The sequence below is a fragment of the Streptomyces sp. NPDC048270 genome, from assembly GCF_040652335.1.
Taxonomy (GTDB): Bacteria; Actinomycetota; Actinomycetes; order Streptomycetales; family Streptomycetaceae; genus Streptomyces.
Window position 1 is genome coordinate 63,713 of record NZ_JBEZLV010000031.1, and the last position, 11,403, is coordinate 75,115.

At 71.7% G+C, this 11,403-nt stretch carries 12 protein-coding genes; 6 read left to right on the forward strand and 6 right to left on the reverse strand.

Features of this window, described 5'->3' with window-relative positions; translation table 11 throughout:
- Positions 1-16 precede the first annotated feature (16 nt).
- Positions 17-511: an inorganic diphosphatase gene (locus AB0D66_RS24935; protein ID WP_008742522.1), complete on the reverse strand. Its 495-nt coding sequence runs from the start codon at positions 509-511 to the stop codon at positions 17-19.
- Between the two features lie 202 nt (positions 512-713).
- On the opposite strand from AB0D66_RS24935, the gene dacB reads away from it, so the two are divergent.
- The 6 genes from dacB (at position 714) to folE (ending at position 8,189) form a co-directional block, all read left to right on the forward strand.
- Positions 714-2,147, forward strand: coding sequence for a D-alanyl-D-alanine carboxypeptidase/D-alanyl-D-alanine-endopeptidase (gene dacB, locus AB0D66_RS24940; protein ID WP_362307555.1), 1,434 nt, complete (start codon positions 714-716; stop codon positions 2,145-2,147).
- A 38-nt stretch (positions 2,148-2,185) separates the two neighbouring features.
- Positions 2,186-3,331 (forward strand): zinc-dependent metalloprotease, encoded by a 1,146-nt coding sequence (locus tag AB0D66_RS24945; protein WP_362307558.1) that lies wholly within the window; start codon positions 2,186-2,188, stop codon positions 3,329-3,331.
- 236 nt (positions 3,332-3,567) lie between these two features.
- Entirely contained in the window at positions 3,568-4,635 is a 1,068-nt protein-coding gene (tilS, locus tag AB0D66_RS24950) for a tRNA lysidine(34) synthetase TilS (protein ID WP_362307561.1), read from the forward strand.
- Between the two features lie 65 nt (positions 4,636-4,700).
- A complete protein-coding gene (hpt, locus tag AB0D66_RS24955) occupies positions 4,701-5,261 on the forward strand; it encodes a hypoxanthine phosphoribosyltransferase (RefSeq protein ID WP_243339812.1) in 561 nt (186 codons plus the stop codon).
- Between the two features lie 210 nt (positions 5,262-5,471).
- A complete protein-coding gene (gene ftsH, locus AB0D66_RS24960; protein ID WP_362307565.1) occupies positions 5,472-7,505 on the forward strand; it encodes an ATP-dependent zinc metalloprotease FtsH in 2,034 nt (677 codons plus the stop codon).
- Between the two features lie 75 nt (positions 7,506-7,580).
- The gene (gene folE / locus AB0D66_RS24965) at positions 7,581-8,189 is read left to right on the forward strand and encodes a GTP cyclohydrolase I FolE (protein ID WP_362307568.1); all 609 of its coding nucleotides are present in this window, start codon (positions 7,581-7,583) and stop codon (positions 8,187-8,189) included.
- A gap of 56 nt (positions 8,190-8,245) precedes the next feature.
- Here the strand turns inward: folE and AB0D66_RS24970 are convergent, their stop codons facing one another.
- The 5 genes from AB0D66_RS24970 to folP form a co-directional block, all read right to left on the reverse strand.
- Positions 8,246-8,731, reverse strand: a complete 486-nt coding sequence (locus AB0D66_RS24970) for a DUF3180 domain-containing protein (protein WP_069920814.1) — start codon at positions 8,729-8,731, stop codon at positions 8,246-8,248.
- A 52-nt stretch (positions 8,732-8,783) separates the two neighbouring features.
- Positions 8,784-9,392 (reverse strand): 2-amino-4-hydroxy-6-hydroxymethyldihydropteridine diphosphokinase, encoded by a 609-nt coding sequence (gene folK / locus AB0D66_RS24975; protein ID WP_362307571.1) that lies wholly within the window; start codon positions 9,390-9,392, stop codon positions 8,784-8,786.
- Positions 9,389-9,748 (reverse strand): dihydroneopterin aldolase, encoded by a 360-nt coding sequence (gene folB / locus AB0D66_RS24980; RefSeq protein WP_030010912.1) that lies wholly within the window; start codon positions 9,746-9,748, stop codon positions 9,389-9,391. Before folB ends, folK begins: the two co-directional genes overlap by 4 nt.
- A gap of 131 nt (positions 9,749-9,879) precedes the next feature.
- Positions 9,880-10,323, reverse strand: a complete 444-nt coding sequence (locus tag AB0D66_RS24985) for a nuclear transport factor 2 family protein (protein WP_361759846.1) — start codon at positions 10,321-10,323, stop codon at positions 9,880-9,882.
- Between the two features lie 22 nt (positions 10,324-10,345).
- Positions 10,346-11,218, reverse strand: coding sequence for a dihydropteroate synthase (folP, locus tag AB0D66_RS24990; protein WP_362307574.1), 873 nt, complete (start codon positions 11,216-11,218; stop codon positions 10,346-10,348).
- Positions 11,219-11,403: the final 185 nt, after the last annotated feature.

The following is an 11,403-nucleotide window of genomic DNA, read 5'->3' on the forward strand; positions in this document are numbered from 1 at the left end:
CGCTCACCGGCGGAGCCTAGTGGTGGCCGCCCTGCGCCTCGAGGCGCTTGTACGAGGCCTCGATCTCGGCCTCGGCCTCGGTGCGGCCCACCCAGTTCGCGCCCTCGACCGACTTGCCCGGCTCCAGGTCCTTGTAGACCTCGAAGAAGTGCTGGATCTCCAGGCGGTCGAACTCGGAGACGTGGTGGATGTCGCGCAGGTGCTCGACACGCGGGTCGGAGGCCGGCACGCAGAGCAGCTTGTCGTCGCCGCCCGCCTCGTCCGTCATGCGGAACATGCCGATGGCGCGGCACTTGATCAGGCAGCCCGGGAAGGTCGGCTCGTCAAGGATGACCAGCGCGTCCAGCGGGTCGCCGTCCTCGCCGAGGGTGTTCTCGACGAAGCCGTAGTCGGCCGGGTAGCTGGTCGAGGTGAAGAGGCGACGGTCCAGACGGATCCGGCCGGTCTCGTGGTCCACCTCGTACTTGTTCCGCGAACCCTTGGGGATCTCGATGGTGACGTCGAACTCCACGTCCTGCTCCTCCATGATCAGCTTCAGCAGTCTGAATCGCTTCCAGACGGCATTTGATTCAAATACGCGCGCGTCCCGCCCAGCCTCCCCCAGCCACCGCTGGGAGATACCCCCAGCCGGGTGGGGTGCCATGCTCGCGGCAAGACGCAGTGGTTAAGTGTCCCTCACGCATATGTGTGATCGCGAAAGGGGCTGGTCCGAGGTGCCATTGACCAAGACGTGGCAGCTCATCGCGGGCTCGGCCGTCGCCGGCCTCGCCCTGTCGGTGGCAGCGGTGACCGCCTCCGGTCCGTGGGACTCCGGCCAGCGTAAGGCCGAGCGGGACAGGGTCGCCTCCTGGAGCCTCACGGGTGGCGCAGATCACGGTGGCGGGCCCGCCTCCGGCACCTTCCCGCAGGCCGCTCCCAGCGCCCCCGGGGTGCTCGGGGCGATCGGCCCCGGCGCCCCGCGCCAGGCCGCCGCCGCCCCCGAGGGCCTCGCCGCGGCGCTGCGCCCGCTGCTCGCCGACCCGGCGCTCGGCACTGTCCGTACCGGCTCCGTCGTCGACACCGCCACCGGGCAGGTGCTGTACGAGTCCGGGGCGCGGGACGCGATGACCCCCGCCTCCACCATCAAGATCGCCACCGCGGCGGCGGCGCTGGCCGCCCTGGGGCCCGAGCACCGGATCCGGACCGCCGTCGTGCCCGGCGCCGCCCCCGGGCAGGTGATCCTCGTCGGCGGCGGCGACCCCTCGCTCACCGCCAAGAAGAAGAGCCCCGCCGGATCCGGCGGCAGCCTCGTCGCCCTCGCCGCCGACACCGCCCAGGCCCTCAAGGCGGCCGGCACCGACAGCGTGAGCCTGGGCTACGACGACAGCCTCTACACCGGCCCCGTCCGCCACCCGATCGGCGACAACCCCAACCTCGCGCCCGTCACCGCACTGACGGCCGACGAGGGCCGCCCCGACGACTCCACCTCCGGGCCCGTGGAACGCACCGGCGACCCCTCCGGGGTCGCGGCCCGCGCCTTCGCCGCCCTGCTCACCGAGCGCGGGGTCAAGGTCACCGGCGCTCCCGCCCGGGCCAAGGCGCCCGACGGCGCCCAGCCGCTGGCGGCCACCCACTCCACGCCGCTGGCCGGACTGGTCGAGCGGATGCTGACCAACAGCGACAACGACATCGCCGAGGCCCTCGCCCGGCAGACCGCCCTCGCCTCCGGCCGACCCGCCAGCTTCGAGGGCGGCGAGAAGGCCGTCACCGCCCGGCTGGCCGCCCTCGGCGTCGACGTCTCCGGTTCCCGCTTCGCCGACGGCAGCGGGCTGAACCGCGCCGACAAGGTCAGCACCGGCCTGCTGACGGACCTGCTCGCCAAGGCCGCCGACCCGCAGCGGCCCGAGCTGCGGCCCGTCCTCACGGGCCTGCCCGTCGCCGGATTCACCGGCACCCTGCGCACCCGCAACTCCGGCGGCTCACCGGCCGCCGGCCTGATCCGCGCCAAGACGGGCACCCTGACCGGCGTGAACTCCCTGGCCGGCACCGTCGTCGACCGCTCCGGCCGACTCCTGGCCTTCGCCTTCCTGACCTCGGGCAGCGCGGACGGCCCGACCGCCGAGAAGGGCCTCGACAAGCTGGCCGCGGCGGTCGCGGCCGCGCCGTAGGGGGTCCGTACGCGGCCCGGTCCACGTACGGTTGACGCATGACGAGCATCGGTGGTGCGGAGATGGTCGACTGGAACCTCGCGGTGGCGACCGCGACCCGGCTGGTGCGGCCCGGCCCGGAGGTCAGCCGGGACGAGGCCCGGGCCGTCGTCGCGGAGCTGCGGGGACACGCCAGGACCTCGGAACGGCACGTGCGCGAGTTCACCCGGATGATCCCGGACGGGACACCCGTCAACGACACCCCCGTCCTGGTCGTCGACCGGGCCGGCTGGGTCAAGGCCAACGTGGCCGGCTTCCGCGAGCTGCTCCAGCCGCTCCTCGGCAAGATGCAGGACCGCCGCGCGGGCACCCCCGGAGCGGCCGTCCTCGGCGCGGTCGGCGGCAAGGTCACCGGCGTCGAGCTGGGCATGCTGCTGAGCTTCCTGGCCTCCCGGGTCCTCGGCCAGTACGAGACCTTCGCGCCGGTCACCCGCGACCTGCCCGGCTCCGGCACGGGCGGCGGCCGGCTGCTGCTCGTCGCCCCGAACATCGTGCACGTCGAGCGCGAGCTGGAGGTGCACCCGCACGACTTCCGGCTGTGGGTCTGCCTGCACGAGGAGACGCACCGTACCCAGTTCACGGCCGTCCCGTGGCTCCGCGACCACCTCGAGGGCGAAATCCAGACGTTCCTCGGCGCCACCGAAGTGGACCCGGTGACCGTCCTGGAGCGCCTGCGCGAGGCCGCCCAGTCCTTCTCGGGCGCCCGGCCCGACGCCGAGCGGGGCGAAGAGGGCCGCTCCCTCGTCGAGATCGTGCAGACCCCCGAGCAGCGCGAGGTGCTGGGTCGGCTCACCGCCGTCATGTCCCTGCTGGAGGGCCACGCCGACTTCGTCATGGACGGGGTCGGCCCCCAGGTGGTGCCCTCGGTCGCCGAGATCCGCGAGAAGTTCCAGCAGCGCCGGGCCAGCGGCGCCGGCCGGCTCGACGCCGCGCTGCGCAAGCTCCTCGGCCTCGACGCCAAGCTGCGCCAGTACCGCGACGGCGAGCGGTTCGTGCGCGCCGTCGTCGAGCAGGTCGGCATGGACGGCTTCAACCGGGTCTGGACCTCCCCGAACACATTGCCGACGAAGTCCGAGATCGCCAGGCCGGCGGAGTGGGTGGCACGCGTCCACCGCAAGGGGAGCGAAGAGAGCGAAGAGGCGTGACGCAGGGGGCGTAAACATGTCTCGTTGGGGGAAGCAGCATCACCCGTCCGAGGGACCGTGGGCCGTGGAAGGGCGTGCGATGCTCGGGGAACGGCTCGGCTCTGTCACCATCGACGCACTCTGAGTGACATACCCGCCCCGCGGGGGCCGCCCCCCGGCGCCCCCGACGCACCACCCCCGACGCTCCACACCCCGAAGCCTCCGAGGCATCCGAACTCCATCGAAGGGCACCGGACATGGGTCCCCATCCTGCGGTCGCGGCGATACGCCTGGCGGTCCGCCGCGCACTCCACGACGTCCTCACCGACCTCACCGACGTCCCCCGGATTCCGTCCGGCGGGCGCCCCGGCACCCGCACCCGCCCCCGCACGGCGACCGGGACCCGGCCACTCGTCCTCGTCGCCTGCTCCGGCGGGGCCGATTCCATGGCGCTCGCCTCCGCCCTGGCCTTCGAGGCGCCCAAGCTCGGCATCCGGGCCGGCGGCATCACCGTCGACCACGGACTGCAGCCCGGCTCCGACCTCCGCGCCGCCGAGGTCGTCATCCGCATGACCGCCCTCGGCCTCGACCCGGTGGAGTCCATCGCCGTGCGCGTCGGCCGCGACGGCGGTCCCGAGGCCGCGGCCCGCGACGCCCGCTACGGCGCCCTGGACGCGGCCGCCGACCGGCTGGGCGCGTCCGCCGTGCTGCTCGGCCACACCCGGGACGATCAAGCCGAAACCGTCCTGCTGGGCCTCGCCCGCGGCTCCGGCATCCGCTCGCTGTCCGGTATGGCGGAAGTCAGCGGCGGCCCCGGCCGCAGCCACCGCTACCGCCGCCCCTTCCTCCAGGTCGACCGGCAGACCGCCCGCAAGGCCTGCATGGTCCAGTCCCTCCCCGTCTGGGACGACCCGCACAACATCGACCCCGCCTACACCCGCTCCCGCCTGCGCCACGAGGGACTGCCCGCCCTGGAGAAGGCGCTGGGCAAGGGGGTCGTCGAGGCGCTGGCCCGCACCGCCCAGCTCTCCCGCGACGACGCCGACGCGCTGGACGCCTGGGCCGCCGAGGCGGAGACCGGCGTGCGGGACGAGGACGGCCGTCTGGAGTGCGCCAAGCTCTACGCCCTGCCCCCGGCCGTCCGCCGCCGGGTGCTGCGCAGGGCCGTGGTCGCCGCCGGCTCCCCCGCGGGCTCCCTCTTCGCCCGCCACATCGAGGAAGTCGACCGCCTCATCACCGGATGGCGCGGTCAGGGCGCCATCAACCTGCCCGGCCGGGTCGAGGCCCAGCGGCAGGGTGGCAGACTTGTCATCCGGCAGGGCTGATTGGTGCTGAAACACGGCTGAGTCCTCCGGGGACACCCCCGGAGCCCCGGCCGACAACGAAAGTGATGCGGGTGGACGAGAAGGACATGGGCAACGACCTCCAGTCGGTGCTCATCACCAAGGAAGAGATCGACGCGAAGCTGGCCGAGCTGGCCGCGAAGATCGACGCGGAGTACGCGGGCAAGGACCTGCTCATCGTCGGTGTGCTCAAGGGCGCCGTGATGGTGATGGCGGACCTGGCGCGCGCCTTGTCCACCCCGCTCACCATGGACTGGATGGCGGTGTCCTCGTACGGCGCCGGGACCCAGTCCTCCGGCGTGGTGCGGATCCTCAAGGACCTGGACACCGACATCAAGGACAAGCACGTCCTGATCGTCGAGGACATCATCGACTCCGGCCTCACGCTGTCCTGGCTGCTGTCGAACCTGGGCTCGCGCCAGCCGGCCTCCCTCGAGGTCGTCACGCTGCTGCGCAAGCCCGACGCCGCGAAGGTCGCCATCGACGTGAAGTGGGTCGGGTTCGACATCCCGAACGAGTTCGTCGTCGGCTACGGCCTCGACTACGCGGAGAAGTACCGCAACCTGCCGTTCGTCGGCACGCTCGCCCCGCACGTCTACGGCGGCTGACCCCGCTCCCGCCGCCGCCCCCGGGGCGTTCCCGGAAGCTTCGGGGAACCTGGGGGCGATTTCCGCCGTTGGAGCAGGGGAAGGCGGGTCTGTCAGCCGTCCCACGAGGCCGCGGGTGACAATACAGGGGTACATTCCGAAGAACAGTCTTTACTCACAGCAGCATTTACCTACGGGCAGGAGGGACGGGGTGCTCTGCGCCCCGTATGGATGGACGTGAAGCGATACTTCCGTGGGCCGGTCATGTGGATCGTGCTGGCCGTCCTCGCCGTGGTCGTGTTGATGAATGTCGTCGGCTCCGGCGGCGGCTACAAGTCGGTGGACACCAGCGAGGTCATCAAGGCGATCAACAGTGGCCAGGTGGAGACAGCCAAGCTGACCACCGGCGACAGCCAGATGATCAAGATCGAGCTGAGAGACGGCCAGAAGCTCGGCAAGCACGACGGCACCAAGTTCCAGGCCAACTACATCGGGGATCAGGGCGTACAGCTCGCCCAGAACCTCCAGACCAAGTACGAAGCCGGTCAGATCCCGGACGGCTACTCCGTCACGCCGGACAAGACCAGCCCGTTCCTGAGCGTGCTGCTCTCGCTCCTGCCCTTCGTCCTCATCGTCGTTGTCTTCCTGTTCCTGATGAACCAGATGCAGGGCGGCGGCTCCCGGGTCATGAACTTCGGGAAGTCCAAGGCCAAGCTCATCACCAAGGACACCCCGAAGACCACGTTCGCCGATGTCGCGGGCTCGGACGAGGCCGTCGAGGAACTCCACGAGATCAAGGAGTTCCTCCAGGAGCCGGCGAAGTTCCAGGCCGTCGGCGCCAAGATCCCCAAGGGCGTGCTGCTGTACGGCCCGCCCGGCACCGGTAAGACCCTGCTCGCGCGCGCCGTCGCGGGCGAGGCCGGTGTCCCCTTCTACTCGATCTCCGGTTCCGACTTCGTCGAGATGTTCGTCGGTGTCGGTGCCTCGCGTGTCCGCGACCTGTTCGAGCAGGCCAAGGCCAACGCCCCGGCGATCGTCTTCGTCGACGAGATCGACGCCGTCGGCCGGCACCGCGGTGCGGGCCTCGGCGGCGGTCACGACGAGCGCGAGCAGACCCTCAACCAGCTGCTGGTCGAGATGGACGGCTTCGACGTGAAGGGCGGGGTCATCCTGATCGCCGCCACGAACCGTCCCGACATCCTCGACCCGGCGCTCCTGCGCCCCGGCCGCTTCGACCGGCAGATCGCGGTCGACCGTCCGGACATGCAGGGCCGTCTGGAGATCCTCAAGGTCCACCAGAAGGGCAAGCCGGTCGCCCCGGACGTCGACCTGGGCGCGGTCGCCCGGCGCACGCCCGGCTTCACCGGTGCCGATCTCTCCAACGTCCTGAACGAGGCCGCGCTGCTCACGGCCCGCTCGGACAAGAAGCTGATCGACAACCACTCGCTGGACGAGGCGATCGACCGCGTCGTGGCGGGCCCGCAGAAGCGGACCCGGATCATGTCGGACCGGGAGAAGAAGATCACCGCGTACCACGAGGGCGGACACGCCCTGGTCGCGGCGGCCTCCCCGAACTCCGACCCGGTCCACAAGATCACGATCCTGTCCCGCGGCCGGGCACTGGGCTACACCATGGTCCTGCCCGACGAGGACAAGTACTCGACCACGCGCAACGAGATGCTCGACCAGCTCGCGTACATGCTGGGCGGGCGCGCGGCCGAGGAGCTGGTCTTCCACGACCCGACCACGGGCGCGGCGAACGACATCGAGAAGGCCACGGCGACGGCCCGCGCGATGGTCACCCAGTACGGCATGACCGAGCGCCTCGGCGCGATCAAGTTCGGCGGCGACAACACCGAGCCGTTCCTGGGCCGCGAGATGTCGCACCCGCGGGACTACTCGGAAGAGGTCGCGGCGCTGGTCGACGAAGAGGTCAAGAAGCTCATCGAGACCGCGCACAACGAGGCCTGGGAGATCCTCGTCGAGAACCGGGACGTCCTCGACAACCTGGTCCTCGCGCTGCTGGAGAAGGAGACGCTGAACAAGGAGCAGATCGCCGAGATCTTCTCGACGATCGTGAAGCGTCCGGCCCGCCCCGCGTGGACCGGCTCCTCCCGCCGCACCCCCTCCACCCGTCCGCCGGTGCTCTCGCCCAAGGAGCTCCAGCTGACGAACTCGGCGAACGGCACGTCGGCCACGGCCGTCACGCCGGTCTCCACGGAGAAGGGCATCGAGGTGGCCCCCGAGGACCGCCCCGAAGCCTGATCCACCCGGAATGGAAGCCGCGCCCCCCAGGTTCTAGCCTGGGGGGCGCGGCACTTTCACAGGAACGAGGAAGCAATGACGGACCCAGTGACCCTGACCGGCGACGAGGGCACGATCGGCGTGTTCGACGAGAAGCGCGCCGAGGCGGCGGTCCGTGAGCTCCTGATCGCGGTCGGCGAGGACCCGGACCGCGAAGGCCTGCTGGAGACCCCGGCGCGCGTGGCCCGGGCGTACAAGGAGATATTCGCCGGGCTCTACCAGAGGCCTGAAGAGGTCCTGACCACGACGTTCGACCTGGGCCACGACGAGATGGTCCTGGTGAAGGACATCGAGGTCATGTCGAACTGCGAGCACCACCTCGTGCCCTTCCACGGTGTCGCGCACGTCGGCTACATCCCGTCCACCGACGGCAAGATCACCGGCCTGTCGAAGCTGGCCCGCCTCGTGGACGTGTTCGCCCGCCGCCCGCAGGTGCAGGAGCGGCTGACCACGCAGATAGCGGACTCTCTGATGGAGATTCTGGAGCCGCGCGGGGTCATCGTGGTCATCGAGTGCGAGCACATGTGCATGACCATGCGCGGGGTCCGCAAGCCCGGCGCCAAGACCATCACCTCGGCCGTCCGCGGCCAGCTGCGGGACCCCGCGACCCGCAACGAGGCCATGAGCCTCATCATGGCGCGCTGACGGGGCGAACAGGGGTGACGGCCGTCGGCCGGGCCGACGGCGTCCGTACGGGCCGCTCAGGCCCGGGCCGGGGCCTCCGGGGTGTCGTCGTCCTCCGGAAGCTTCAGGACGTGCTCCAGGAACAGGGCCGCGGCGATGACCGCCGCGCCCGCCAGGACCGAGAAGCCGGCGTACCAGGCCTGGTCGCGGCGGGCGGGCACGTCGAGGGCCTCGGTCAGCAGGAAGACGCCGACGCCGCCGTAGGCCCCCGCGGCCAGGGCCGCGACCAGCGCACTGGCCTGGCCGAAGACCACCGCGCGGGCCGCCATCAGCGGCTCCACGCCCTTGGCCTCCGGCCGCCGCTCGCGCTGGGCCTTGAGACGGGAGCGCATCGACAGTGCCGTGGCGAGGAGGACCGCCGCGATGACGCCCAGGACGATGGGAGCGGCCAGCGGAACGCCCGGCAGCGTGCCGTACGCGTTCCACAGACGTGCACCCGCCCAGGACAGGACCCCGGAGACGGCGAAGATGCCCGCCAGGACCGCCGGCCTCAGTTGCTTCACTTGCCAGATCCCCGCTTTCTGCGCCATCCGTCAGCAGTCCACAGGGTAACGACTACTCAGGCAGGCGGAGTTCCAGGTCGGGGCGCGGCGTGATGCCGGTCAGGCCGATTCCGGCCAGGAGCGCGCTGACGCCTCCGTGGCCCGGGATCCGGGCCTCGGGGTCGATGTCGTGCCACGGGGCCAGCACGAAGGCGCGCTGGTGGGCGCGCGGGTGCGGCAGGGTGAGGACCGGGTCCTCGGACACCACGTCGGCGTACGAGACGATGTCGACGTCGATCGTGCGGGGGCCCCAGCGCTCCTCGCGGACGCGGTCGAAGGCCTCCTCGATGGCGTGGCCGCGCTCCAGGAGCGAGGACGGGGGCAGCGTGGTGCGCACCTTGACGACCGCGTTGAAGTACGCGGGCTGCGAGCCGGGGTCGACGCCCCACGGCTCGGTCTCGTAGACCGGGGAGACGGCCTTGACCCGCAGGCCCGGGGTGTCGCCCAGGGCGTCGATGGCGCCCTGGAGGGTCTCCAGCCGGTTGCCGAGGTTCGCGCCGAGCGCGATCACGGCCCATTTCGGGTTGGAGAGCGTGGTGTCCGCCGCGTCGACGGTCTCGACGACCGAGGCGGGTACCGGCTGGACGGTGGGGTCGCTCTGTGCGTTCAGTCCGTTGTTCATGCGCGGCTCCGGGTGATCGTGATGGTCACGTCGTCGAAGGGGACGGTGATGGGCGCGTCGGGCTTGTGGACGACGACCTCCACCTGTGCCACCGCTTCGTGCTTGAGGCACTGCTGGGCGATCCGCTCGGCCAGGGTCTCGATCAGGTCGACGGGCTCGCCCTGGACCACGTCGACGACCTCCTCGGCGACGACCCCGTAGTGCACGGTCTTCGCCAGGTCGTCTCCGGCCGCCGCGGGGCGGGTGTCGAGGTGGAGCACCAGGTCGACGATGAAGGTCTGGCCCTCTTCGCGCTCCCGGGGGAAGACGCCGTGGTGCCCGCGAGCCTTGAGGCCGCGCAGCGCGACACGATCCACGCGAATCACTCCTGCTTTCGTAGGTTCTTCCGGTCCCGGGACTCCCCGGGGCCATGGGCCTACGCCGAGTGCGGTCGGCGTCGTCCGTCTTCGAATTTACCTGCGAAATACCCCTGGCCCCGCCGGTGGGGTCAGGACGCGTCCTCCTCGTCGTCCTCGTCGGACTCCGTGAGCACCGGTGAACCGTGGTGGGACCAGAGGCGCCAGCCCTCGGATGTGCGTCGGAACACATTCGTGGCGACGACCAGCTGGCCGACGAGCGGGCCGAGTTCCCCGCCGTCCTCGGCGGGTCCGCCGCTGAGGATGTTCTCGGTGCACGTCACCAGGGCGGTGTCGCCGATCACGGCCACCTTGGTGTCGGTGAGGAAGAACTGGATGTAGTCGGTGTGGGACATGATCAGGGCGTACGAGCGCAGTACCTCGCCGCGGCCCGAGAGCACCGGCCAGCCCGGGTGCACGCAGGAGATCTCGTCCTCGAGCCAGAGCGCCGACAGTGAGTCGAAGTCCCCCCGCTCCATGGCCTCGTAGAAGGCCGTGTTGACCTCTTCGACCGCTTCGATGTCGGTTCTGCTCACAGGGCTCCTTCTCGGTCGGTGGTCACAGCGCTCCTTCCACGGCCCGGGCCACCCGAACCGCGTCGGCGGTCGCCCGTACCTCGTGGACCCGAACGGCCCAGGCGCCCTGGTGGGCGGCGATGGCGGAGACGGCGGCGGTGGCGGCGTCGCGCTCGCGGGCCGGCGGCGGTGCGGCCTCGGAGCCGCCGGCCAGGACCCGGCCGAGGAAACGCTTCCGCGAGGCGGCGACGAGCAGCGGGAAGCCGAGGGCGCGCAGCTCGGGCAGGCGGGCCACGAGGGCGAGGTCGTGCTCGGCGTTCTTGGCGAAGCCGAGTCCGGGGTCGACGACGAGCCGCCCGGGGGAGATCCCGCCGGCCACGACCGCGTCGATGCGGGCCCGGAGCTCGGCGGTGACCTCGGCGAGCACGTCGTCGTAGACGGCGAGCCGGTTCATGCCGTCGCTGAAGCCGCGCCAGTGCATCACCACGAAGGGGACCTCGGCCGCGGCGACGGCGGGGATCATCCCGGGGTCGGCGAGTCCGCCGCTGACGTCGTTGACCAGGAGGGCGCCGGCGGCGACGGCCCGGGCGGCGACGGAGGCGCGCATGGTGTCGACGGAGACGGTGACGCCCTCGGAGGCGAGGCCGCGCACGACCGGGACGACCCGGCGCAGCTCCTCCTCCTCGTCGACGCGGGAGGCGCCGGGGCGGGTGGACTCGCCGCCGACGTCGATGAGGTCGGCGCCCTGGGCGGCGAGGTCGAGGCCGCGTTTGACGGCGGCGGTGGTGTCGAACCAGCGGCCGCCGTCGGAGAAGGAGTCGGGGGTGACGTTGACGACGCCCATGACCGCGCAGCGGTCCCAGTCGGGCAGGCCTGTGACCTGGCCCCGGGGGGCCGGACCGCGGTTGCTGTTCATGGGTTCAGGGTAGAGCCCTTGGCTTGGGGCGGGTGGGGTGGCGGGGGCGGGGCCGGGGGCGGCCGGGTGCGGGTGCCGCTGCGCGGAGCCGCTCCCCGCCCCGCCCTTTCTCCGTTTCCCGGGGGCTCCGCCCCCGGACCCCGCTTCGGGGGCTCCGCCCCCGGACCCTCCCCCAGACTCCGTCC